The organism is Shinella sp. R2-11 (assembly GCF_055330205.1).
Genome location: NZ_JBVAPC010000005.1, coordinates 293,330 through 315,490 on the forward strand (window position 1 = coordinate 293,330; position 22,161 = coordinate 315,490).

Annotated in this window: 25 protein-coding genes; 21 read left to right on the forward strand and 4 right to left on the reverse strand. The window is 65.6% G+C overall.

All coding sequences use genetic code 11. From position 1 onward, the window contains the following. Positions 1–13 precede the first annotated feature (13 nt). The 4 genes from ACZ1A1_RS15555 to dnaQ are packed head-to-tail and all read left to right on the forward strand — an operon-like array spanning position 14 to position 2,757. Entirely contained in the window at positions 14–613 is a 600-nt protein-coding gene (locus tag ACZ1A1_RS15555) for a Maf-like protein (protein ID WP_463620597.1), read from the forward strand. Next, positions 606–1,466, forward strand: coding sequence for a shikimate dehydrogenase (locus ACZ1A1_RS15560; protein ID WP_463620598.1), 861 nt, complete (start codon positions 606–608; stop codon positions 1,464–1,466). The genes ACZ1A1_RS15555 and ACZ1A1_RS15560 overlap by 8 nt, the downstream gene beginning before the upstream one ends. Then, positions 1,463–2,053 carry a dephospho-CoA kinase gene (gene coaE, locus ACZ1A1_RS15565; protein ID WP_463620599.1) on the forward strand — a complete coding sequence of 197 codons (591 nt, stop codon included), beginning with the start codon at positions 1,463–1,465 and terminating at the stop codon, positions 2,051–2,053. The genes ACZ1A1_RS15560 and coaE overlap by 4 nt, the downstream gene beginning before the upstream one ends. Next, entirely contained in the window at positions 2,053–2,757 is a 705-nt protein-coding gene (gene dnaQ, locus ACZ1A1_RS15570; RefSeq protein WP_463620600.1) for a DNA polymerase III subunit epsilon, read from the forward strand. The genes coaE and dnaQ overlap by 1 nt, the downstream gene beginning before the upstream one ends. 77 nt (positions 2,758–2,834) lie before the next feature. Here the strand turns inward: dnaQ and secB are convergent, their stop codons facing one another. After that, entirely contained in the window at positions 2,835–3,311 is a 477-nt protein-coding gene (gene secB, locus ACZ1A1_RS15575) for a protein-export chaperone SecB (protein ID WP_313195311.1), read from the reverse strand. 69 nt (positions 3,312–3,380) lie between these two features. Then, on the reverse strand, positions 3,381–3,839 hold the full coding sequence (locus tag ACZ1A1_RS15580; RefSeq protein ID WP_415214495.1) for an FxsA family protein: 459 nt from the start codon (positions 3,837–3,839) through the stop codon (positions 3,381–3,383). A gap of 153 nt (positions 3,840–3,992) precedes the next feature. Here ACZ1A1_RS15580 and ACZ1A1_RS15585 point away from each other — a divergent pair, with 153 nt between their 5' ends. From ACZ1A1_RS15585 to gyrB, 5 genes are all read left to right on the forward strand, one after another. After that, positions 3,993–4,694, forward strand: a complete 702-nt coding sequence (locus ACZ1A1_RS15585; protein WP_313195309.1) for a Tim44/TimA family putative adaptor protein — start codon at positions 3,993–3,995, stop codon at positions 4,692–4,694. 11 nt (positions 4,695–4,705) lie between these two features. Continuing rightward, positions 4,706–5,821, forward strand: coding sequence for a murein transglycosylase A (gene mltA / locus ACZ1A1_RS15590; RefSeq protein ID WP_463620601.1), 1,116 nt, complete (start codon positions 4,706–4,708; stop codon positions 5,819–5,821). Continuing rightward, positions 5,808–6,374 carry a Smr/MutS family protein gene (locus ACZ1A1_RS15595; protein ID WP_463620602.1) on the forward strand — a complete coding sequence of 189 codons (567 nt, stop codon included), beginning with the start codon at positions 5,808–5,810 and terminating at the stop codon, positions 6,372–6,374. The genes mltA and ACZ1A1_RS15595 overlap by 14 nt, the downstream gene beginning before the upstream one ends. Then, complete coding sequence (locus ACZ1A1_RS15600) at positions 6,371–6,751, forward strand: helix-turn-helix domain-containing protein (RefSeq protein ID WP_119257957.1); 381 nt, start codon at positions 6,371–6,373, stop codon at positions 6,749–6,751. The genes ACZ1A1_RS15595 and ACZ1A1_RS15600 overlap by 4 nt, the downstream gene beginning before the upstream one ends. A 146-nt stretch (positions 6,752–6,897) precedes the next feature. Further along, on the forward strand, positions 6,898–9,330 hold the full coding sequence (gyrB, locus tag ACZ1A1_RS15605; protein ID WP_463620603.1) for a DNA topoisomerase (ATP-hydrolyzing) subunit B: 2,433 nt from the start codon (positions 6,898–6,900) through the stop codon (positions 9,328–9,330). Between the two features lie 209 nt (positions 9,331–9,539). Here the strand turns inward: gyrB and ACZ1A1_RS15610 are convergent, their stop codons facing one another. Further along, positions 9,540–10,133: a nitroreductase family protein gene (locus ACZ1A1_RS15610; RefSeq protein WP_463620604.1), complete on the reverse strand. Its 594-nt coding sequence runs from the start codon at positions 10,131–10,133 to the stop codon at positions 9,540–9,542. Between the two features lie 226 nt (positions 10,134–10,359). On the opposite strand from ACZ1A1_RS15610, the gene gabD reads away from it, so the two are divergent. The 8 genes from gabD (at position 10,360) to ACZ1A1_RS15650 (ending at position 18,161) form a co-directional block, all read left to right on the forward strand. Further along, positions 10,360–11,811 (forward strand): NADP-dependent succinate-semialdehyde dehydrogenase, encoded by a 1,452-nt coding sequence (gabD, locus tag ACZ1A1_RS15615; RefSeq protein WP_119257960.1) that lies wholly within the window; start codon positions 10,360–10,362, stop codon positions 11,809–11,811. 67 nt (positions 11,812–11,878) lie between these two features. Then, positions 11,879–12,679 carry an HpcH/HpaI aldolase family protein gene (locus ACZ1A1_RS15620; protein WP_463620605.1) on the forward strand — a complete coding sequence of 267 codons (801 nt, stop codon included), beginning with the start codon at positions 11,879–11,881 and terminating at the stop codon, positions 12,677–12,679. 115 nt (positions 12,680–12,794) lie between these two features. Beyond that, positions 12,795–13,814: an aldo/keto reductase gene (locus ACZ1A1_RS15625; RefSeq protein ID WP_463620606.1), complete on the forward strand. Its 1,020-nt coding sequence runs from the start codon at positions 12,795–12,797 to the stop codon at positions 13,812–13,814. A 26-nt stretch (positions 13,815–13,840) separates the two neighbouring features. Next, complete coding sequence (locus tag ACZ1A1_RS15630) at positions 13,841–14,287, forward strand: RbsD/FucU family protein (RefSeq protein ID WP_313195301.1); 447 nt, start codon at positions 13,841–13,843, stop codon at positions 14,285–14,287. 159 nt (positions 14,288–14,446) lie between these two features. Continuing rightward, a complete protein-coding gene (locus ACZ1A1_RS15635) occupies positions 14,447–15,178 on the forward strand; it encodes an SDR family oxidoreductase (protein ID WP_463620607.1) in 732 nt (243 codons plus the stop codon). Positions 15,179–15,330: 152 nt separating this feature from the next. Further along, positions 15,331–16,620: a polyhydroxyalkanoate depolymerase gene (phaZ, locus tag ACZ1A1_RS15640; protein ID WP_463620608.1), complete on the forward strand. Its 1,290-nt coding sequence runs from the start codon at positions 15,331–15,333 to the stop codon at positions 16,618–16,620. Positions 16,621–16,748: 128 nt separating this feature from the next. Next, positions 16,749–17,189 carry a DUF2852 domain-containing protein gene (locus ACZ1A1_RS15645; protein ID WP_463620609.1) on the forward strand — a complete coding sequence of 147 codons (441 nt, stop codon included), beginning with the start codon at positions 16,749–16,751 and terminating at the stop codon, positions 17,187–17,189. Positions 17,190–17,399: 210 nt separating this feature from the next. Beyond that, positions 17,400–18,161, forward strand: a complete 762-nt coding sequence (locus tag ACZ1A1_RS15650) for a M48 family metallopeptidase (protein ID WP_463620610.1) — start codon at positions 17,400–17,402, stop codon at positions 18,159–18,161. Positions 18,162–18,163: 2 nt separating this feature from the next. Here ACZ1A1_RS15650 and ACZ1A1_RS15655 read toward each other — a convergent pair whose 3' ends face one another. Beyond that, a complete protein-coding gene (locus tag ACZ1A1_RS15655; protein ID WP_463620611.1) occupies positions 18,164–18,358 on the reverse strand; it encodes a YqaE/Pmp3 family membrane protein in 195 nt (64 codons plus the stop codon). Between the two features lie 129 nt (positions 18,359–18,487). Here ACZ1A1_RS15655 and ACZ1A1_RS15660 point away from each other — a divergent pair, with 129 nt between their 5' ends. The 4 genes from ACZ1A1_RS15660 to accD are packed head-to-tail and all read left to right on the forward strand — an operon-like array spanning position 18,488 to position 22,161. Continuing rightward, the gene (locus ACZ1A1_RS15660; RefSeq protein ID WP_313195295.1) at positions 18,488–19,162 is read left to right on the forward strand and encodes a phosphoribosylanthranilate isomerase; all 675 of its coding nucleotides are present in this window, start codon (positions 18,488–18,490) and stop codon (positions 19,160–19,162) included. Further along, positions 19,159–20,379 (forward strand): tryptophan synthase subunit beta, encoded by a 1,221-nt coding sequence (gene trpB, locus ACZ1A1_RS15665; protein ID WP_313195294.1) that lies wholly within the window; start codon positions 19,159–19,161, stop codon positions 20,377–20,379. The genes ACZ1A1_RS15660 and trpB overlap by 4 nt, the downstream gene beginning before the upstream one ends. 1 nt (position 20,380) lies before the next feature. Beyond that, positions 20,381–21,220, forward strand: coding sequence for a tryptophan synthase subunit alpha (trpA, locus tag ACZ1A1_RS15670; protein WP_313195293.1), 840 nt, complete (start codon positions 20,381–20,383; stop codon positions 21,218–21,220). A gap of 38 nt (positions 21,221–21,258) precedes the next feature. After that, positions 21,259–22,161, forward strand: coding sequence for an acetyl-CoA carboxylase, carboxyltransferase subunit beta (accD, locus tag ACZ1A1_RS15675; protein ID WP_463620612.1), 903 nt, complete (start codon positions 21,259–21,261; stop codon positions 22,159–22,161).

Sequence of the window (22,161 nt, forward strand, 5' to 3'; positions counted from 1 at the left end):
ACAGGAGATTTTCATGACGCCGCCGCTGATCCTTGCCTCGCAAAGCCCCTTCCGCCGCATGCTGATGGAAAATGCCGGCCTTGCCTTCGAAGCGCGCGCGGCGGAGATCGACGAGCGTGCAGCCGAGGCGGCGCTCGCCGCGCGCAATCCCACCCCGCCGGACGTTGCCGAGGCGTTGGCGATCGAGAAGGCGAAGGATGTGGCAGGCCGCAATCCGGGCGCGCTCGTCATCGGTTCGGACCAGACCCTCTCGCTCGAGGGCCGGGTGTTCCACAAGCCGGTCGACATGGCGGAAGCGAAATCCCACCTCATGGCGATGTCGGGCCGCACCCATGCCCTGAACTGCGGCATCGCGCTGGTGCGCGACGGCGAAACCCTCTGGACTCACGTCTCCATCGCGCGGCTGACGATGCGTCCGCTTTCGGAAGGGTTCATCGACCGGCATCTTGTCCGCGTCGGCACGCGAGTGCTCGCCAGCGTCGGCGCCTACCAGCTGGAGGGGGAGGGCGTGCAACTCTTCGAGCGGATCGACGGCGACTATTTCACCATTCTCGGCCTGCCGCTTCTTCCGCTGCTGGCTAAACTTCGCGATCTCGGTGCCATCGATGCATGATTCACGTGAAACATCCGCCCGCCACGCCTTCGTCACCGGCTATCCGGTCAAGCATTCGCGTTCGCCGCTGATCCATGGCCACTGGCTGGAAATGTTGGGGCTTGCGGGATCTTATACGCGGCAGGAGGTTTCCCCCGAAGATTTCGCCGGCTTCATTTCTCGTTTGAAAAGCGGTGAATCCGGCTTTGTCGGCGGCAATGTCACCATTCCCCACAAGGAAACGGCCTACAGGCTGGCCGACCGGCCGGATGCTCTCAGCGAGGAGCTCGGCGCGTCGAACACCCTCTGGCTTGAAGACGGCCGGCTTTGCGCCACCAATACCGACGGCTACGGCTTTCTCGCCAATCTCGACGCGGCGGCGCCCGGCTGGAGCCGGACGGACCGCGCCGTGATCCTCGGGGCGGGGGGCGCGAGCCGTGCGATCATCCAGGCGGTGCGCGATCGCGGCGTCGGTGAGATCCATGTGGTAAACCGCACCGTCGCCCGCGCGCAGGAACTGGCCGACCGCTTCGGGCCGAAGGTGCATGCCCATGGCATGGAAGCCCTTGCCGAAGTCACGAAGGGAGCCGGACTCTTCGTCAACACCACCTCGCTCGGCATGGATGGCGAGGCGGCGCCGGCCTTCGATTTCTCGCCGCTCGCAGGCGATGCGGTGGTGACGGACATTGTCTATGTGCCGCTGGAAACGCCGATCCTCCGCCAGGCGTCCGCGCAGGGCTTTGCCACGGTCGATGGCCTCGGCATGCTGCTGCACCAGGCGGTGCCCGGCTTCGAGAAATGGTTCGGCGTCCGGCCCACGGTCGATGCTGTGCTGCGCGACCTGATCCTTGCGGACATGGAGAAGCATCGATGATCGTTCTCGGCCTCACCGGATCGATCGGCACGGGCAAGTCGACGACGGCCGCGATGTTCCGCGATCTCGGCGTGCCGGTGCACGATGCCGATGCGACGGTGCACGATCTCTACCGCGCCGAGGCGGTGGCGCCGGTGGCTGCGCTCTTCCCGGCGGCACTGGAGGACGACGTCATCGACCGCAAGGCGCTTTCCGCCATTCTCGCACGATCCCCGGAACGGTTCGGCGAACTGGAGGCGGTCATCCATCCGCTCGTCCGGGCACGGGAAACGGCCTTTCTCGATGCCGAGCGTCGGAACGGCGCGCCGCTCGTGCTGCTCGATATCCCGCTGCTCTATGAAACGGGCGGGGAAAAGCGGGTGGACAAGGTCGTCGTCGTCACCTGTGATCCGCAGACGCAGCGGGAGCGCGTCCTTGCGCGGCCGGGCATGACGGAGGAGAAATTCCAGCTCATCCTCTCGCGCCAGATGCCGGATGCGGAAAAGCGGCAGCGGGCCGATTTCATCATCGATACGGACCGGGGGCTTGATGCGGCGCGCGAACAGGTGGAAGAGATAATCGCAAGACTGACGGAGCGGCGGAACTGATGCGCGAGATCATCTTCGATACGGAAACGACCGGCCTCGACAACAAGCTCGACCGTGTCATTGAAATCGGCGGCGTGGAGCTGGAGAACCATTTCCCGACCGGCCGCACGCTGCACATCTTCATCAATCCCGGCGACCGCAAGGTCCATCCGGACGCGCTTGCCGTCCACGGCATCACCGACGAGTTCCTGCAGGACAAGCGTCCCTTCGTCGAGGTCGCACAGGAGATCGTCGATTTCTTCGGCGATGCCCGCTGGGTGGCGCACAATGCCAATTTCGACATGGGCTTCATCAATGCCGAGTTCGACCGGGTCGGCCTGCCGCCCGTTTCCTCCGACCGGGTGACCGATACGCTGGCGCTCGCCCGCCGCAAGCATCCGATGGGCCCGAATTCGCTCGATGCGCTGTGCCGGCGCTACGGCATCGACAATTCGCACCGCACCAAGCACGGCGCGCTTCTCGACTCCGAACTGCTGGCCGAAGTCTATATCGAGATGATCGGCGGCCGGCAGGCGGCGCTCGGCCTCGGCTCGGCGGAGATGGGCCGCCAGACGCTGGTCGATGCGGAAGACGAGGTCGTCCTTCCGCTCGGCGTCCGACCGCGCCCCCTTCCGCCGCGCATTTCGGAAGAAGAGCGCGCGGCCCATGCGGCCATGGTGGAGACGATGGGCGCCAAGGCGATCTGGGTGAAATACGGCGCCTGAATCCGGCTCACGATCTTCAGAAACAAAAACGCCCGGCTGCGATGCGGCCGGGCGTTTCGTTTAGGGGAATGGCGGCCTTAGTTGGCCTGGACCTTCGCCTTGACCTGTTCTTCGGCCATGCGCTGGGCAAACATCTGGGCGAAATCGATCGGATCGATCATCAGCGGCGGGAAGCCGCCGTTGCGGGTGGCGTCGGCGATGATCTGGCGGGCGAAGGGGAAGAGCAGGCGCGGGCACTCGATGAAGAGAACCGGCAGCATGTGCTCCTGCGGGAAGCCCGTGATGCGGAAGACGCCGCCATAGGCGAGTTCGGCATTGAACAGCACCTTGTCGCCGTCCTTGGCTTCCGCGTTCAGCGAAAGGATGACGTCGAAGTCCGATTCGGCGAGCGGGTTGGCATTGACGTTGACGCTGATATTGATCGCCGGCGCCTTGTCACGGGCCTGCAGCGAACGCGGGGCACCCGGGTTCTCGAAGGAGAAGTCCTTCACATACTGCGCCAGGATGTTGAGCGAGGGGCTCGCGGCGTTGTTGTCGGTGACTGCGTCGGTCATGGGAGTATCCTCGGGACTCTGGAAAGTCAGGCCATCTAGCATTTCGGCAAGGGGCTTACAACCCTGGGCTCAGCGCGGCTCGTCGCGATGGAAGTCGCCTTCGTCGAGGTCGATCGTGCGGCGCGGCCCCGTCTCGGGGCGCGGGCTCGTGCCCGTTCCGCCGATATCGACCACAACGACGTTACGGATCAGCCGGTTCCAGAGAAACGCGCGCACCGGCGGCAGGAAGAGCGCAAGGCCGAGGATATCGGTGAGGAAACCCGGAATGAGAAGCAGGATCCCGGCGATCATGATCATCGCCGCATCGAGCACCTCCTTGCCGGGCGCGCGGCCTTCCTGGCCGGATTGCCGGAGCCGGGCGATGACGCCGAAGCCCTGCACCCGCATCAGCACGATGCCGGCGACGGCCGAGAGCACGACCAGCGACAGGGTCGGGAAGAGGCCGATCCGCCGCCCGACAAGGATGAAACAGGCGATTTCCGCCAGCGGCAGCAGAAGAATGGCAAGGGGAATGAGACGTCTCGACATGGTGTCCAATCTCGCACAGATTTTCCCGGGCCGATACCGTGGCCTGCATATCCGCGCGTCTTCGCCGCATTCACGTCATCGCCATTTGAATGATGCGTCTTTGCGGACTATATGGAAAAGGAACAAAGAACAGGAACCGGCAGCGGATCGATAATGGGCTCATTCGACTTTGTAACGATTTTCTTCCTCGTGGCTGCGGTGGTCATCTTCCTGCAATTGCGCAGTGTGCTTGGCCGCCGCACCGGCAGCGAGCGTCCGCCCTTCGATCCCTATTCGAAGCGCGAGAGCGTGGGCGAGACTGATTCGCCCGACCGCGGCAAGGTCGTCACGCTGCCGCGCCGCGATGCCGACGAGGAGGAAAATCCCTACGCCGCCGTCGACAGCTTCGCCGCGCCGGGCACCCCCCTCAACGATCAGCTGCGTGCCCTCGTCAAGACGGACCCCGCCTTCAACCCGAAGGAATTCGTCGCCGGCGCCCGCATGGCCTACGAGATGGTCGTCGTCGCCTTTGCCGACGGCGACCGCAAGACGCTGAAGAACCTCCTGTCGCGCGAGGTCTTCGAGGGCTTCGACGCCGCCATCTCCGAGCGCGAGGCCAAGGGCGAGGTCGTTCGCTCCAGCTTCGTCGGCATCGAGAAGGCCGACATCGTCTCCGCCGAGGTCAAGGACAGCGAGGCCAATGTCACCTTGCGCATCGTCAGCCAGCTGATTTCCGCCACCTATGACAAGGCCGGCGCGCTGGTCGATGGCGACGCGGAAACGGTGGCCGAGGTCAACGACCTGTGGACCTTCGCCCGCGACATCCGCTCGCGCGACCCGAACTGGAAGCTGATCGCAACCGAGTCGGAAGGCTGAGCGAGGCTCCGATGGATTACCGTCTGGTCCCGGCCCGGTTTTCGGCGCTTCCCGGCTGGGACGAGGACGATCCGATACCCTTGCTTGCGGCAATGAGCCGTTGCCGCGATCATATCCGCACCGTGAAACCCTACAGGACAGGCTCGCTCGGCATCACCGCCGGCGAGCTTCTTGCACTTCTGGACGCCGCCGCGGATGAAAGGCCCGAGGGTGCCGCCGCCGTGCGGGCCTTCTTCGAAGCCCATTGCGTGCCTTTCCGCATCGAGAAGGCGGACGGCACCGCCGGCTTCGTCACGGCCTTCTACGAGCCCGAGGTCGCCGTGAAGGCCGAGCCGGATGCGGACTATCGCTATCCCTTCTACCGCCGGCCCGACGATCTGGTCGACCTCGACGACGCCAATCGCCCCGCCGGCTTCCCCGAGGGCTACGCCTTCGGCCTTGCGAAGGACGGCGCCGTCGTCGAGCATCCCGACCGCGGCGAGATCGAGCGCGGCTGCCTGAAAGGCCGCGGGCTGGAAATCGCCTATGCGCGCTCGAAGGTGGATGTGTTCTTCGCCCATGTTCAGGGCGCCGCGCGGCTTGTCTATCCCGACGGAGCGATGAAGCGCATCACCTATGCGGCCAAGTCCGGCCACCCCTTCTCGGCCATCGGCAAGCTCCTGATCGACCGCGGTGAGATCCATGCCGCGACTGTCTCCATGGCCTCGATCCGCGACTGGCTGGCGCGACACGAGGACCAGGTGGACGCAGTGCTCTGGCACAATCGTTCCTTCATCTTCTTCAAGGAAGCGGCGGTGGACGATGCCGCGCTCGGCCCCATCGCCGCCGCTAAGGTGCCGCTGGTCGCCGGCCGCTCGCTGGCGGTCGACCGGCTGATACACACCTTCGGCCTGCCCTTCTTCATTTCGAGCGACAGCCTCACCCACATGGACGGCGGAAAACCCTTCCGGCGGCTGATGCTGGCGCTCGACACGGGAACGGCCATCGTCGGCCCGGCGCGCGGCGACATCTTCACCGGCTCGGGCGATGCGGCGGGCGCGCTCGCCGGCCATGTGCGCAATGCCGCGACCTTCCATATCCTCATCCCCAGGGCGGCGGCGGAGCGCTACCTCCATGCCGAAGGATAAGGCGCTTTCCAGCGAGGACCGTATTCTCTGGGGCAAGGTGGCGCGCAGCACGCGCGCCTTGCCGGGAAAGCTCGATGCCCTGACGGAATTCGAAGAGGCCTTCGCCGAGAAGGTGGTGGAGAAGGAACCGGAACCCGCCCCGAAGGCGGCAAAGGCCGAAAAGCCGGCGGAAGGCATCGCGCTCACCATCGGCCGCGGCAGGGAAACCCGCCATCATCCGCTGGAGCGCCCCGTCAAGCGCAAGATCGCCAAGGGCCGCCTTGCCCTCGAGGCGCGCATCGACCTGCACGGCATGATCCAGAGCGAGGCGCACGGCTTCCTGCTCGGCTTCCTCATCAAGGCGCATGAGCGGGGCCTGCGCCATGTCCTCGTCATCACCGGCAAGGGTACGTCGCTCGGCAGCGACGGCGCGCTGAAGCGGGCGGTGCCGCTGTGGTTCTCGCTGCCGGAGTTCCGGCCGCTGATCTCCTCCTACGAGCCGGCCGCCCGCAACCATGGCGGCGAGGGCGCGCTGTACGTCCGCCTCGCCCGCCTGCCGGGGGAAAAGCGATGACGACGCCCTTCGGCAAGGCCGTGCGGCACCTGCGCGACCGCAAGGGCGTGTCGCAGAAGGAGATGGCGCTGGCGCTCGGTGTCAGCCCCGCCTATCTCTCGGCGCTGGAGCACGGCAAGCGCGGCATGCCGAGCTTCGATTTCCTCCAGCGCGTCGCCGGCTACTTCAACGTCATCTGGGACGAGGCCGAGGAACTCTTCCGCATTGCAGAGATTTCCGACCCCCGCGTGGTGGTCGACACGGCCGGTCTTCCGCCGGAATACACGGCCTTCGCCAACCGGCTCGCGGCCGAAATCGCCGGCCTGCCGCCCGAGACAGTGCGCCGCCTTGCCGGCATTCTCGAAAAAGCATGCAATTCACGGGTAAAACCGGGGTGATCCCCTGATTTCTGCCGTGTTTGACCGCTCTCTGGTTTGGAACTTGGGGTCAAAATCCCTATATTCAAAGACTTGGAAAGCGGTGATTCGCCGCGCTCCCGCCCACCGCGAAGCCTTTGGCGCGAAACCTCTGGAAAGACGCTTGAATGACTGACACACCCGAGACCGAAAACGGCCCGGCCGAGTATGGCGCAGATTCGATCAAGGTCCTCAAGGGACTCGATGCCGTGCGCAAGCGCCCGGGCATGTATATCGGCGACACCGACGACGGCTCGGGCCTGCACCACATGGTCTACGAGGTGGTCGACAATGCCATCGACGAGGCGCTGGCCGGCCATGCCGACATCGTGACGGTGACGCTCAACGCGGACGGTTCGGTGACGGTGACGGACAACGGCCGCGGCATCCCGACCGACATCCACAAGGAAGAGGGCGTCTCGGCGGCCGAGGTCATCATGACCCAGCTCCATGCCGGCGGTAAATTCGACCAGAATTCCTACAAGGTCTCCGGCGGCCTGCATGGCGTGGGCGTTTCCGTGGTGAACGCGCTTTCCGTCTCGCTGAAGCTGAAGATCCGCCGCGCCGGCAAGATCCACGAGATGAGCTTCACCCATGGCGTTGCCGACGGCCCGCTGAAGGTCACGGGCGAGGCCGGCGACGAGACAGGCACGGAAGTCACCTTCCTGCCGTCGCCGGAAACCTTCTCGAACATCGAGTTCAACTATTCGACGCTGGAGCACCGCCTGCGCGAGCTCGCCTTCCTCAATTCCGGCGTGCGCATCCTGCTCACCGACCGCCGCCATTCCGACGTCAGGCAGGACGAGCTGATTTACGAGGGCGGTCTCGAAGCCTTCGTCATCTATCTCGACCGCGCCAAGAAGCCGCTGGTCGACAAGCCGATTGCCATCAGGGGCGAGAAGGACGGCATCACCGTCGAAGTCGCCATGTGGTGGAACGACAGCTACCACGAGAACGTGCTCTGCTTCACCAACAACATCCCGCAGCGCGACGGCGGCACGCACATGGCCGGCTTCCGCGGCGCGCTGACCCGCCAGGTCGTCTCCTATGCCGAGGGCTCCGGCATCATGAAGAAGGAGAAGGTGACGCTGACGGGCGACGACTGCCGCGAGGGCCTGACCGCCGTTCTTTCGGTAAAGGTGCCAGACCCGAAATTCTCCTCGCAGACCAAGGACAAGCTGGTCTCCTCGGAAGTTCGCCCGGTCGTTGAAAGCCTCGTCAACGAGGCGCTGAGCATCTGGATGGAAGAGCACCCGACCGATGCGAAGACGCTGATCGGCAAGGTGGTCGAGGCCGCCGCCGCCCGCGAGGCCGCCCGCAAGGCGCGCGAATTGACGCGGCGCAAGGGCGCGCTCGACATCTCCTCGCTGCCCGGCAAGCTGGCCGACTGCTCCGAACGCGATCCGGTGAAGTCCGAACTCTTCCTCGTCGAGGGCGACTCGGCCGGCGGCTCGGCCAAGCAGGGGCGCTCGCGCGAGAACCAGGCGATCCTGCCGCTGCGCGGCAAGATCCTCAATGTCGAGCGCGCGCGCTTCGACAAGATGCTGTCGAGCCAGGAAATCGGCACGCTGATCACCGCGCTCGGCACGTCCATCGGCAAGGACGAGTTCAATGCCGACAAGCTGCGTTACCACAAGATCATCATCATGACGGACGCCGACGTCGACGGCGCCCATATCCGCACGCTGCTGCTCACCTTCTTCTTCCGCCAGATGCCGGAGCTGATCGAGCGCGGCCATCTCTATATCGCCCAGCCGCCGCTCTATAAGGTGGCGCGCGGCAAATCGAGCCAGTATCTGAAGAACGAGAAGGCGCTGGAAGACTACCTGATCGGCACGGGCCTCGACGACGCGGCGCTGGAGCTTTCCTCCGGCGAGGTGCGCGCCGGACAGGATATCCTGGAGCTCATCCAGGATGCGCTGCGCCTGCGCACGCTGCTCGACGGCCTGCATTCGCGCTACAGCCGTTCCATCGTCGAACAGGCGGCGATCGCCGGTGCGCTGAACCTCGAGCTCAGCCACGACCGCGAGGCCTATGCGGCCAAGGCTCAGGATGTCGCCCGCCGCCTCGACCTCATCGCCGAGGAGACGGAACGCGGCTGGGAAGGCTCGGTCGCGTCCGACGGGGGCCTGCGCTTCGAGCGCATGGTGCGCGGCGTCAAGGAATTCGCCCATATCGACATGGCGCTGATCGGCTCGTCTGATGCCCGCCATATCGACCAGCTCTCGGCCCGCCTGAAGGAGACCTACATGGTGCCGCCGGTGCTGCGCCGCAAGGACGGGCAGGTCGAGATCTCCGGCCCGCGCGCCCTGCTCGACGCGATCTTCGCGGCCGGCCGCAAGGGTCTTTCCATGCAGCGCTACAAGGGCCTCGGCGAAATGAACGCCGAGCAGCTCTGGGAAACGACGCTCGATCCGAACGTCCGCTCGCTGCTGCAGGTCAAGGTCAACGATGCGACCGATGCCGACGGCCTCTTCTCCCGCCTGATGGGCGACGAGGTGGAGCCGCGGCGCGACTTCATCCAGGAAAACGCCCTCAGCGTCGCCAATCTCGACATCTGATCACGAAAGCCGCCGAAAGGCGGCTTTCTTCTTGCCCTCGCCGGTCTGAACCAACGCTCTCCATCGCCTTCACTTCGCACCGCCCTCTCCGCCGTCATGGTCGGGCCTGACCCGACCACCCACGCCCCCGGGGGCGGGTTGATCCTCGGGGCAAGCCCGAGGATGGCGTGGCGGGCCCTGCCGCAGAAAGGCGGGAAGACGCCCGTCACTCAGGCCGTGAACTGTCCTTCCGAGACGAATTCCGCCACCGGCTTGCGCGTGCTCGGCACTTCGCGCTTCATCAGGTCTTCCGGCAGAGTCTCCTTCGGCGCGATCCTGCCTATGGCGACCGCCGCCTCGACGCGGAAGCCCTCGGGAATGCCGAGAACCTCCATCGCCTTCGCGCGGTCGATGCCGCCCATGCCGTGGGCATGGTAGCCGGCATGGGTCGCCTGCAGGGCGAGATAGGCCCAGGCCGCGCCGGTGTCGAAGGCGTGGGTATAGGCCGGGCGCATCTCGCCGTCGGCGCCCTTGCGGTGGGTCTGAGAGACGATGACCACAAGCACCGAGGCCTTGTCCGCCCAGCGCCGGTTGCCTTCGTCCAGCGTGCTGTAGATCGCGTCAAAGGCTGGGCTGCCGCGGTGGCCGTAGATGAAGCGCCAGGGCTGGCCATTTGCGGCCGATGGTGCCCAGCGCGCCGCCTCGAACAGCGAAAGCAGCGTCTCGTGCGGCATGGCCTCGCCGGTGAAGGCGCGGGGCGACCAGCGGTCGAGGAAGACGGGGTCGATGGCGTGGTCCGCGGTGCGGCCGGTGGGATGGGTCATTGCAAAGCCTCGAATGTTCAAATCAGCGGCTTGAACCTAAAGCAGTCCGGCCCGTTGCGCAGCGTTTTTGCGACGACAAGTACATGAAAATAACCTGGCGGACGGGGAAACATGCCGATGGCCGGCCGGAGGCGAAAATCCCGCCCCGTCGCATTGTCGAAACCGGGTGGGACGCAATATAACCGTTGCGACACGTCAGACGGCATCGCGAAATGGGAGATATCCGATGAGCCTCAAAGACCCGAGCCTGCTTCGCCAGGCAGCCCTTGTCGGCACGCGCTGGATCGAAGCGGATGCGAGCGGCATCGCGGTGAAGAACCCGGCGACGGGTGAGCTTGTCGGCCATGTGCCGAAGCTCGGCGCGAAGGAGACGAAGGAAGCGATCGACGCGGCGGCAGAGGCCCAGAAGGCCTGGGCCGCCCGTACCGCCAAGGAACGCTCGGCCGTGCTGCGCAAGTGGTTCGACCTGATGATCGAGAACAAGGACGATCTCGGCCGCATCCTGACGATGGAACAGGGCAAGCCGCTGGCCGAAGCCACGGGCGAGATCGTCTATGGCGCAAGCTTCGTCGAATGGTTCGCCGAGGAGGCCCGCCGCGTCTATGGCGACATCATGCCCGGCCACCAGAAGGACAAGCGCATCCTCGTGATGAAGCAGCCGATCGGCGTCGTCGCGGCCATCACCCCCTGGAATTTCCCCAACGCCATGATCACCCGCAAGGCCGGCCCCGCCTTCGCCGCCGGCTGCGCGATGGTGCTGAAGCCCGCCTCGCAGACGCCCTTCTCGGCCATCGCCCTTGCGATCCTTGCCGAGCGCGCCGGCCTTCCCGCCGGCCTCTTCTCCGTCATCACCGGCTCGGCCCGCGAGATCGGCGCCGAGATGACCGCCAACCCGACCGTCCGCAAGCTCACCTTCACCGGCTCGACGGAAATCGGCGCGGAGCTTTACAAGCAGTGCGCGCCGACCATCAAGAAGCTCGGCCTGGAGCTCGGCGGCAATGCGCCCTTCATCGTCTTCGACGATGCCGATCTCGATGCGGCGGTCGAAGGCGCGCTGATCGCCAAGTTCCGCAACAACGGCCAGACCTGCGTGTGCGCCAACCGGCTCTATGTGCAGGATGCCGTCTACGACGCCTTCTCCGAAAAGCTCGCCGCCGCCGTCGGCAGGCTGAAGACCGGCAACGGCTTCGACGAGGGCGTGGTGCTCGGTCCGCTGATCGACAATGCCGCGCTGGAAAAGGTCGAGGAACATGTCGCCGACGCCGTGAAGAAGGGCGGCCGGGTCGTGCAGGGCGGCAAGCGCCATGCGCTCGGCGGCACCTTCTACGAGGCGACCGTCCTTGCCGACGTGACGCCGGACATGGCGGTTGCGCGGGAAGAGACCTTCGGCCCCGTCGCCCCGCTCTTCCGCTTCACGGACGAGGACGATGTGATCGCGCAGGCCAACGACACGGAATTCGGCCTTGCCTCCTATTTCTACGCCAAGGACCTGTCGCGCGTCTTCCGCGTCGCCGAGGCGCTGGAATACGGCATGGTCGGCGTCAATACCGGCCTCATCTCGACGGCGGAAGCGCCCTTCGGCGGCGTCAAGCTCTCCGGCCTCGGCCGCGAGGGCTCGAAATACGGCATCGAGGAGTTCACCGAGATGAAATATGTCTGCCTCGGCGGCATCGGCTGAGAACAGCCCCAGCTCGTTTTCCGGCCGGCATCGTCCGGCCGGTTTCGTTTTTGAAGAGGAATATATCGTGGCAGCACCGAAAAACGCCTTCAAGGCCGCGCTTCGCGAAGGCCGGTTCCAGCTCGGCCTGTGGGCGGCGCTCGGCAGTCCCTATGCGGCGGAGATCCTTTCCACCAGCGGCTACGACTGGCTGCTGATCGACGGCGAGCACGGCCCGAACGACATGCCGATGATCAGCGCGCAGATCGGCGCGCTGCGCCATTCGCCGACCCACGCCATGGTGCGCCCGCCGATGGGCGAGGCCTGGCTGCTCAAGCAGCTCCTCGACCAGGGCGCCCAGACTTTCCTCATTCCCATGGTCGAATCGGCCGAGCAGGCCAAGGCGCTGGTGCGGGCCCTGCGCTATCCGCCGCACGGCATCCGCGGCGTTGGCGCCGGCCTCGGCCGCGCTAGCGATTTCAACCGCACGCCGGATTATCTGGCGACGGCCAATGACGAGATTTGCCTGATCGTGCAGGTGGAAAGCCGGGCGGGCTTCGCCGCCATCGACGATATCGCCGCGGTCGAGGGCGTTGACGGCGTCTTCATCGGTCCTTCCGACCTTGCCGCGGATATGGGCCTCCTCGGCGATCCCGGCGCGCCGGAAGTGCTGGCGACGATCGGCAGGATCTTCGAGCGCACCAAGGCCCATGGCAAGGCGCGGGGCATCATGACGGTCTCGCTGCAGCAGGCGGAGGTCTACCGGGATCTCGGCGCGGACTTCATGGCGATCGGCACCGACGTCAATTGCCTCGTCTCGGCCGTCGAGACCCTGCGCCGCACGTTCCTCGGCGAGACCGTGACGGAAAAGCGCGGCGGCGGTTACTGACGCCGGGCGCGAAAAGCTTGCCGGCTGCTCCGGCGGCGGCAGCGATTGACGGCCATCCATCCATTGCCGATAAAGACGAAACAAGCCGGCGGGAGGACGCCGGCCGGGAGGCACCATGCAGACGCGGACCATCGGCAGGACGGATCTTGCCGTGACCGAATTCGGTTTCGGCACGGCGCCGCTCGGCGGGCTCTACCGGGCCTGCCCGCGCGACGTCGCGATGGCGACGCTGGAGACCGCCTGGCAGGAGGGCCTGCGCTACTACGACACCGCCCCCTGGTACGGTTTCGGCCTTGCGGAGCGTTATGTCGGCGATTTCCTGCGCGGCAAGCCGAAGGGAAGCTATGTGCTGTCGACGAAGGTCGGCCGCGTCATGCAGCCGGCCGAGGGCGACGCGCTGCCGAATTACGGCTTTGTCGATCCGCTGCCCTTCGGCGCGCGCTACGACTACAGCTATGACGGCATCATGCGCTGCCTCGAGCTGAGCTATACCCGGCTCGGCCTCAACCGGATCGACATTCTCTATGTGCACGATATCGGCGTCTATACGCATGGCGCGAAGCGCAATGCGATCTATCTGCGCCAGCTCCTCGATTCCGGCCTCAAGGCGCTCTCCGAGCTGAAATCCTCCGGCACCATCAAGGCTTTCGGCCTCGGCGTGAACGAGGTGCCCGTCTGTCTCGATATCCTGCGCGAGGCCGATCTCGACTGCATTCTGCTTGCCGGCCGCTACACGCTGCTCGACCGCTCCGCCGTGGAGGAATTGCTGCCGCTCTGCGGGAAGAAGGGGACCTCGCTGGTGGTCGGCGGCGTCTTCAATTCCGGTATCCTGGCGACGGGCCCGGTCGAGGGCGCGCATTTCGATTATATGCCGGCGACGCCGGAGGTCGCAGAAAAGGTCGGCGCGATGATGGGGATCGCCGCGGAACGCGGCGTGCCGCTCGCGGCGGCAGCCCTTCGGTTTCCGCTGCGCCACCCTGCTATCGCCTCGGTCCTGCTCGGCACCGCGAAGCCGGAAAGCCTGCGCCGTAACATGGCGCTGGCGCGCATGGACCTGCCGAAGGATATTTACCCGGCTTTCGAGCCTCATACGCTGGTGGCGCCCGAGCTGGGGCTCGAGCCCGTCCGCGAATAGCATTCGATCGAGGAGGATCGAAATCCATGTTGAAAGGCATTCACCCGCTGCTCGGTCCCGATCTCCTGCATGCCATCCGCACGATGGGGCATGGAGACGACATCGTCATCGCGGACGCCAATTTCCCTTCCAGCTTCCTCGGCCCGAAGGTCATCCGGGCCGACGGCGTCGATGCGGTGGCGATCACCGAGGCCATTCTGGCGCATATGCCGCTCGACACCTTCGTTCCCGAGGCCGCCTGGCGCATGGAGGTGGTGGGCGATCCGGGCGCGGTGCCGGAGGTCTGCGCGACCTTCCAGAGCCTCGTGAACCGCCTCGCCGGCGATTTCACGGTGCACGCCGTCGAGCGCTTCGCCTTCTACGAGATGGCGAAGAAGGCGGCCTATATCGTCGCCACCACGGAATTCCGCCTTTACGGCAATATCATCCTGAAGAAGGGCGTCGTGCATCCGCATGAGGTCTACCGGGTCTAACAGAACCCCTTCGACCATACTGGCAGCCGCAATGCGCCCGGAGCCGATTTCGAGCATCCGTGACGGCCGCGTCCCTCTTGACCTTGCCTGCGGGCGACGGAAAAATCCAGCCGCATCAAGGCCATCGTGCGCGTTGCGGCATAGGAAGGAATGGAATCCATGAGCAATCTTCAGGGCAGGACCGTGCTGGTGACGGCGGCGGGGCAGGGCATCGGGCGCGCTTCGGCGCTGGCCTTCCAGCGGGCGGGCGCGACGGTGGTCGCCACGGACGTCAATCCGGAGACGCTCTCCAGCCTTGCGGATGAGAACGGCATGGCAACGCGCCTTCTCAACGTTCTCGACGATGCCGCCGTTTCCGCCGTCGTCGCCGATATCGGCCGCATCGACGTGCTCTTCAACTGCGCCGGCGTGGTGCATGGCGGCACGATCCTGGAGATGAAGGAGGGCGACCTCGCCTTTGCCTGGAACCTCAACGTGCTCGCCATGGTGCGCACCATTCGCGCCGTGCTGCCAGGCATGCTGGAACGCGGCGACGGCGCCATCGTAAACATGGCCTCGGTCGCTTCCAGCGTGAAGGGCGTGCCGAACCGCTTCGCCTACGGCGTCACCAAGGCCGCCGTCATCGGCCTCACCAAGGCGGTCGCCGCCGATTATGTCGGCAAGGGCATCCGCTGCAACGCCATCTGCCCCGGCACGGTGGAAAGCCCCTCCCTGCAGGACCGGATGCGCGCCGGGGGAGACTATGACGCCGCCCGCGCCGCCTTCATCGGCCGCCAGCCGATGGGGCGGATCGGTACGCCCGAGGAGATCGCCGATCTTGCGGTGCACCTTGCCGGCGCTACCTACACGACCGGCCAGGCCTATGTCATCGACGGCGGCTGGACCGGCTGAATCCCGTTCATTCTGGCGAAAGGTTCGCGGGCGTAGGATGCTCCCCGTGGAATGTTGCCACGCAGCGAAAACCTGTTAGTGTTTTCGCAATTGCGGAAACCGGGTGAGACGGCGCGGGCATGAGCCCCGCCGGGAAATGGGATAACGCGCAGATGTACTACCAGCTCTACGAACTCAATCATGCGATGATGGCGCCCTGGCGCGCCGCGGCGGACCAGATGCGCATTGCCTTCCGCAATCCGCTCAACCCGCTCTCCCACACCTATTTCGGCCGCACCATGGCCGCCGGCTTCGAGGTGCTCGAGCGTACCACCCGGCGCTACGGAAAGCCGGCTTTCGGCCTCGATACCACGGTCATCGAGGGCAAGCCCGTCTCCGTGCATGAAAAAGTCGTCTGGCAGCGCCCCTTCTGCAACCTCATCCATTTCGAGCGCTGTCTGCCTGCCGGCCATCGCAAGGATCCGAAGGTCCTGATCGTCGCACCGATGTCGGGCCACTATGCGACGCTGCTGCGCGGCACCGTCGAGGCGATACTGCCCCATGCGGAAGTGCACATCACCGACTGGATCGACGCGCGCATGGTGCCGCTCGCCGAAGGCACCTTCGATCTCGACGACTATATCGATTACGTCATCCAGATGCTGCATGCGCTGGGGCCGGATACCCACGTCATCGCCGTCTGCCAGCCGGCCGTGCCGGTCCTGGCGGCCGTGGCCGTGATGGAGGCCGAGGACGATCCGCTCTCGCCCGCCACCATGACGCTGATGGGCGGGCCGATCGACACGCGCATCAACCCGACCGCCGTGAACAAGCTCGCCGAGGAAAAGCCGATCGAGTGGTTCCGCGACAATGTCGTCATGCCGGTTCCGTGGCCGCAGCCGGGCTTCATGCGCATGGTCTATCCGGGCTTCCTGCAGCTTTCCGGCTTCATGTCGATGAACCTCGACCGCCATGTCATCGCGCACAAGGAATTTTTCGCCCATCTCGTGAAGAACGACGGCGATGCCGCCGAAAAGCACCGCGACTTCTACGACGAATATCTCGCCGTCATGGACCTGACGGCCGAATTCTACCTGCAGACGGTGGAAACGGTCTTCATGAAGCACGCCCTGCCTAAGGGCGAGATGATGCACCGGACGCGGCCCGTCGACACGACGGCGATCCGCAAGGTGGCGCTGCTCACCGTCGAGGGCGAGAACGACGACATTTCCGGCGTCGGTCAGACCGAGGCGGCGCAGACCATCTGCACCAGCATCCCGGATCATATGCGCATGCACTATGTCCAGCCGGATGTCGGCCATTACGGTGTCTTCAACGGCTCGCGCTTCCGCAGGGAGATCGCGCCGCGCATCCTCTCCTTCATCGCCGCGCATGGCCGGGGCGAGAAGGCAAAGCCGGTGCCGCGCGTCATCAAGGGCGGGAAATCCGGCGACGCCGCCTGATTTTCCGGGCTCGTTTCAGGCACTTGCCCGAATCTCCCGGGCATTGCCTTGAACGCCCGGGCCAGTCTGCCCACATCGGAATCACCGGAAGCCGGAGTGGTTTCCGCCGATCGTGAGGAAGATTGCACATGAACCAGTCAGCACTGATCCGTCCGGACTGGACGCCTGCGACCATCGCCCTGATGGTGCTCGGCTTCGTGGTGTTCTGGCCGCTCGGCCTTGCCATGCTTGCCTACATCATCTTCGGCGACCGCCTGAAAACCTTCAAGAAAGACGCCAACGACACCGTGGACGGCATGTTCGCCTCCTGCCGCGGCAAGTTCCGTGGCGGCCGCAACCGTGGCCACGCCTTCCGCAGCGCCACCGGCAACGCCGCCTTCGACGACTGGCGTGACGCCGAGCTCGCCCGCCTCGACGAGGAGCGCCGCAAGCTCGACGAGATGCGCGAGGAGTTCGACGCCTACAGCCGGGAACTGCGCCGCGCCAAGGACCAGGAGGAGTTCGACCGCTTCATGCGCGAACGCCGCGCCAGGGGCCAGAACGACGTCCCGGGCTTCCCGGCTACGTAAGGACGCTTGGGCCAGTCCGTTGCCCCACCCTCTGTCATCCTCGCGCTTGACCCGAGGATCCACGTGCCGTTCGCGGCATGGATGGTCGGGTCAAGTCCGACCATGACGACAGGCAAGGGCAGTGAATAAAGCAAAGCATCACCGGCGCCGTGTGCGCCGGTTTTTCGTCGAGGCGTTTCAGCCGCCGTCGAATCGGCTATGAAAGGCAGCATGTTTTCCTTGGCTCGCAAGCCCCGCAAGGCCCTGAAGGCCCCGCCTCCGCCGGAACGGCGCGAGATCGACGTCAATGGCCGGGCCCTGCCGCTCACCATCCGACGCGACCTGCGCGCCACGCGCCTGACGCTGCGCATCGAGCCCGGCGGGCGCGCCCTGCGCATGACGGTGCCGAACGGCATCGCCGAGCGCGACATCCGCGAGTTCCTCGCCCGCCACCAGGGCTGGCTGATGACGAAGCTGGCTAAATTCCGCTCGACCAACGAGCTGGAAGACGGTGGCTATGTCATGATCCGCGGCGTCGCCCACCGCATCGAGGCGACGGGCAGGCTGCGCGGGCTGACGGAGGCCGTCATCGTCGATGACGAGGCCGTGCTGCGCGTCGGCGGCATGGAGGAGAGCATTCCCCGCCGGATCAGCGATTTCCTGAAGAAGGAGGCGCGGCTGGAGCTGGACAGGCTCGTCGCCGTCCATGCCGGGCGCATCGGCAAGCGCGTGAAGTCATTGACGCTGCGCGACACGCGCAGCCGCTGGGGCTCCTGTTCGGCTGATGGCGCGCTCAGCTTCTCCTGGCGCATCGCCATGGCCCCGCCGTATGTCATCGGTTATCTCGCCGCCCATGAGGTGGCCCATCTTCGCGAGATGAACCACAGCCCCGCCTTCTGGTCGCTCTGCGCGCAGCTCTGCCCTGCGACGGAGGAGGCCAAGCGCTGGCTCAAGCGCAACGGCAGCCTGCTGCACGCGGTCGATTTCGGCTAGCTTCAGCGGCGATCTGCCAGCGCCTCGCGGATTTTCTTGTCCGTATTGTACTGCCCCAGTGCATAGACCGCCCAGATCGCGGCCGGCAGCCAGCCGATCAGCGTCACCTGCAGGATGAGGCAGATGATGCCGGCAATCGGGCGCCCGATGGTGAAGAACACGAGGAAGGGCAGGAGGATGGCGATGATGAGCCGCATGGTCGTCTCCGGTCTTGGTCTCCCCTCCATATGGGCGCTGTATCCGTCCATGCAAGGGTGCCGGCTTCGGCCCTGTCGCCGCCGTCTTTCGGCTCGACTCTTCGGGTGATTCGTGCGACTCCCTCGACCATGACACTCGACATCAAAATCTGCGGGCTGAAGACCGAAGAGGCCGTCGACAGGGCCGTCGCGCTCGGCGCCAGCCATATCGGCTTCATCTTCTTTCCGAAAAGCCCGCGCAACATCGAGCCCGCCGATGCCGGCCGGCTGGCGGAGCGGGCGCGCGGCCGCGCGAAGATCGTCGCCGTCACCGTCAATGCCGACAGCGACACGCTGGACGAGATCGTCGACCAGCTCTCCCCCGATATTCTCCAGCTTCACGGTTCGGAAAGCCCGGAGCGGGTGCTGACCGTCAAGGCGGTCTATGGCCTGCCGGTGATGAAGGCCTTTTCCGTGCGCGAAGCGGACGATCTCAAGAAGATCGACCCCTATATCGGCATTGCCGACCGCTTCCTCTTCGATGCCAAGCCGCCGGCGGGTTCGGAGCTTCCGGGCGGCAACGGCGTCTCCTTCGACTGGAACCTCATGCATCTGCTTGACGGCGGCGTCGATTACATGCTTTCGGGTGGGCTGAACAAGGATAACCTCGCCGAGGCCATCCGGATGACCGGCGCTCCCGGCATCGACGCGAGTTCCGGCGTCGAGCGCGCGCCCGGCGTCAAGGACCTCGGCCTGATGGAAGCGTTTTTTGAGGCGGCACGACAGGCGGAACGCGAAACCGCCGCCGCAGGGAGAGGCAAGTGAACCAGTCACCCAACCTGAATTCCTACCGCGAGGGTCCGGACGAGGACGGCCGTTTCGGCATCTTCGGCGGGCGCTTCGTCGCCGAGACCCTGATGCCGCTGATCCTCGACCTTCAGGAAGAGTGGAACAAGGCCAAGACCGACCCGGCCTTCCAGGCGGAGCTGAAGGACCTCGGCGCCCACTATATCGGCCGCCCGAGCCCTCTCTATTATGCCGAGCGCCTGACGCAGCATCTCGGCGGCGCGAAGATCTACTTCAAGCGCGAGGAGCTGAACCACACCGGCTCGCACAAGATCAACAATTGCATCGGCCAGATCCTGCTCGCCAAGCGCATGGGCAAGACGCGCATCATCGCCGAGACCGGCGCCGGCCAGCATGGCGTGGCCTCGGCCACCGTCGCCGCGCGCTTCGGCTTCCCCTGCGTCGTCTATATGGGCGCGACGGATGTCGAGCGTCAGGCGCCGAACGTCTTCCGCATGAAGCTGCTCGGCGCGGAAGTGCGTCCCGTCACGGCCGGCCACGGCACGCTGAAGGACGCCATGAACGAGGCGCTGCGCGACTGGGTCACCAATGTCGAGGACACCTATTACCTGATCGGCACCGCCGCCGGCCCGCATCCCTATCCGGAGCTGGTGCGCGACTTCCAGGCCGTCATCGGCGTGGAAGCGCGCGAGCAGATGCTCGCCGCCGAAGGCCGCCTGCCGGACATGGTCGTCGCCGCCGTCGGCGGTGGCTCCAATGCCATCGGCCTCTTCCATCCCTTCCTCGATGACAAGAACGTCCAGATCGTCGGCGTCGAAGCCGGCGGCAAGGGCCTCGACGGCGAGGAGCACTGCGCTTCGCTGACGGCCGGCTCACCGGGCGTCCTGCATGGCAACCGTACCTACCTGCTGCAGGATGCCGATGGCCAGATCAAGGAAGGCCACTCGATCTCCGCCGGTCTCGACTATCCCGGCATCGGCCCGGAACATGCCTGGCTGCACGATATCGGCCGCGCCGAATATGTCCCGATCATGGATGACGAGGCGCTGGAGGCCTTCCAGCTTCTGACGAAGCTCGAAGGCATCATCCCGGCGCTGGAGCCGAGCCACGCCGTCGCCGAGGTGATCAAGCGCGCGCCGAAGATGGGCAAGGACCAGATCATCCTGATGAACCTCTCCGGCCGCGGCGACAAGGACATCTTCACCGTCGGCAAGATCCTCGGCATGGAGCTCTAAGATGACCGCACGCATGGACAAACGTTTCGCGGATCTCGCGGCGGAAGGCCGCCCGGCCCTCGTCACCTATTTCATGGGCGGCGATCCGGATTATGCGAGCTCGCTGGAGATCATGAAGGCGCTGCCGAAGGCCGGCTCCGACGTCATCGAGCTCGGCATGCCCTTCTCCGACCCGATGGCCGACGGCCCGGCGATCCAGCTCGCCGGCCAGCGCGCGCTGAAGGGCGGCCAGACGCTCGCCAAGACGCTGCAGATGGCCCGCGACTTCCGCAAGGAGGACGATGCGACGCCGATCGTGCTGATGGGCTACTACAACCCGATCTATATCTACGGCGTCGAGCGTTTCCTGAACGACGCGCTGGAAGCCGGTATCGATGGCCTCATCGTCGTCGACCTGCCGCCGGAAATGGATGACGAGCTCTGCATCCCGGCGCTCGCCAGGGGCATCAACTTCATCCGCCTCGCAACCCCGACCACGGACGAGAAGCGCCTGCCGGCCGTCCTGAAGAACACGTCGGGCTTCGTCTACTACGTCTCGATGAACGGCATCACCGGCTCGGCCCTGCCCGACCCCTCTCTCATCGGCGGCGCGGTCGGCCGCATCAAGGCGCATACGAAGCTGCCGGTCTGCGTCGGCTTCGGCGTCAAGACGGCCGAGCATGCCCGCGCCATCGGCGCGTCGGCGGACGGCGTCGTCGTCGGCACCGCCATCGTCAACCAGATCGCCTCCAGCCTCACGGCGGAAGGCACGGCAAGCGCCGCCACCGTCGCTGGTGTCGAGACGCTGGTCATGAGCCTCGCATCGGGCGTGCGTGCATCGCGCCTTGCGGCGGCGGAGTAAAGTTCCCACATGGGAACCATTGTAACGGGAGCTAGACCGTGAACTGGATCACGAATTACGTTCGGCCGAAGATCAACTCGATGCTTGGCCGCCCTGACCGGGATGTACCGGAAAATCTCTGGATCAAGTGCCCGGAAACCGGCGAGATGGTGTTCCACCGCGATCTCGAGGAAAACAAGTGGGTCATCCCGGCTTCGGGTTACCACATGAAGATGCCGGCCAAGGCCCGCCTGAAGGACCTCTTCGACGAAGGCGTCTACGAGTCCCTGCAGCAGCCGAAGGTCGCGCAGGACCCGCTGAAGTTCCGCGATTCGAAGAAATACACGGACCGCCTGAAAGACAGCCGCGCCAAGACCGAGCTGGAGGACACGATCCTTGCCGGGGTCGGCAAGGTGCGCGGCGTCAAGCTCGTCGCCGTCGTGCACGAATTCGCCTTCATGGGCGGCTCGCTCGGCATTGCCGCCGGCGAGGCGATCATCAAGGCCTTCGAGCGCGCCATCGCGGAAAAGTGCCCGCTCATCATGTTCCCCGCCTCCGGCGGCGCGCGCATGCAGGAAGGCATCCTCTCGCTGATGCAGCTTCCGCGCACCACGGTCGCCGTGGAGATGCTGAAGGAAGCGGGCCTGCCCTATATCGTCGTGCTCACCAACCCGACGACGGGCGGCGTGACGGCTTCCTACGCCATGCTGGGCGATATCCATCTCGCCGAGCCGGGCGCGGAAATCTGCTTCGCCGGCAAGCGCGTCATCGAGCAGACCATCCGCGAGAAGCTGCCGGAAGGCTTCCAGACCTCGGAATACCTGCTCGACCACGGCATGGTCGACATGGTCGTCAAGCGCCACGACATTCCCGATACGCTGGCCCGTCTTCTCAAAATCCTGATGAAGAAGCCGGCGGCATCCGCGGCCGCGAACGGCGCCCTCGCCATCGCGGCCCAGTGA

Excerpts from the sequence above, each read along its gene's own strand:
- ACZ1A1_RS15555 (WP_463620597.1), top strand. The coding sequence starts at position 14 with ATGACGCCGCCGCTGATCCTTGCCTCGCAAAGCCCCTTCCGCCGCATG.
- ACZ1A1_RS15560 (WP_463620598.1), top strand. The coding sequence starts at position 606 with ATGCATGATTCACGTGAAACATCCGCCCGCCACGCCTTCGTCACCGGC.
- coaE (WP_463620599.1), top strand. The coding sequence starts at position 1,463 with ATGATCGTTCTCGGCCTCACCGGATCGATCGGCACGGGCAAGTCGACG.
- dnaQ (WP_463620600.1), top strand. The coding sequence starts at position 2,053 with ATGCGCGAGATCATCTTCGATACGGAAACGACCGGCCTCGACAACAAG.
- secB (WP_313195311.1), bottom strand. The coding sequence starts at position 3,311 with ATGACCGACGCAGTCACCGACAACAACGCCGCGAGCCCCTCGCTCAAC.
- ACZ1A1_RS15580 (WP_415214495.1), bottom strand. The coding sequence starts at position 3,839 with ATGTCGAGACGTCTCATTCCCCTTGCCATTCTTCTGCTGCCGCTGGCG.
- ACZ1A1_RS15585 (WP_313195309.1), top strand. The coding sequence starts at position 3,993 with ATGGGCTCATTCGACTTTGTAACGATTTTCTTCCTCGTGGCTGCGGTG.
- mltA (WP_463620601.1), top strand. The coding sequence starts at position 4,706 with ATGGATTACCGTCTGGTCCCGGCCCGGTTTTCGGCGCTTCCCGGCTGG.
- ACZ1A1_RS15595 (WP_463620602.1), top strand. The coding sequence starts at position 5,808 with ATGCCGAAGGATAAGGCGCTTTCCAGCGAGGACCGTATTCTCTGGGGC.
- ACZ1A1_RS15600 (WP_119257957.1), top strand. The coding sequence starts at position 6,371 with ATGACGACGCCCTTCGGCAAGGCCGTGCGGCACCTGCGCGACCGCAAG.
- gyrB (WP_463620603.1), top strand. The coding sequence starts at position 6,898 with ATGACTGACACACCCGAGACCGAAAACGGCCCGGCCGAGTATGGCGCA.
- ACZ1A1_RS15610 (WP_463620604.1), bottom strand. The coding sequence starts at position 10,133 with ATGACCCATCCCACCGGCCGCACCGCGGACCACGCCATCGACCCCGTC.
- gabD (WP_119257960.1), top strand. The coding sequence starts at position 10,360 with ATGAGCCTCAAAGACCCGAGCCTGCTTCGCCAGGCAGCCCTTGTCGGC.
- ACZ1A1_RS15625 (WP_463620606.1), top strand. The coding sequence starts at position 12,795 with ATGCAGACGCGGACCATCGGCAGGACGGATCTTGCCGTGACCGAATTC.
- ACZ1A1_RS15630 (WP_313195301.1), top strand. The coding sequence starts at position 13,841 with ATGTTGAAAGGCATTCACCCGCTGCTCGGTCCCGATCTCCTGCATGCC.
- ACZ1A1_RS15635 (WP_463620607.1), top strand. The coding sequence starts at position 14,447 with ATGAGCAATCTTCAGGGCAGGACCGTGCTGGTGACGGCGGCGGGGCAG.
- phaZ (WP_463620608.1), top strand. The coding sequence starts at position 15,331 with ATGTACTACCAGCTCTACGAACTCAATCATGCGATGATGGCGCCCTGG.
- ACZ1A1_RS15645 (WP_463620609.1), top strand. The coding sequence starts at position 16,749 with ATGAACCAGTCAGCACTGATCCGTCCGGACTGGACGCCTGCGACCATC.
- ACZ1A1_RS15650 (WP_463620610.1), top strand. The coding sequence starts at position 17,400 with ATGTTTTCCTTGGCTCGCAAGCCCCGCAAGGCCCTGAAGGCCCCGCCT.
- ACZ1A1_RS15655 (WP_463620611.1), bottom strand. The coding sequence starts at position 18,358 with ATGCGGCTCATCATCGCCATCCTCCTGCCCTTCCTCGTGTTCTTCACC.
- ACZ1A1_RS15660 (WP_313195295.1), top strand. The coding sequence starts at position 18,488 with ATGACACTCGACATCAAAATCTGCGGGCTGAAGACCGAAGAGGCCGTC.
- trpA (WP_313195293.1), top strand. The coding sequence starts at position 20,381 with ATGACCGCACGCATGGACAAACGTTTCGCGGATCTCGCGGCGGAAGGC.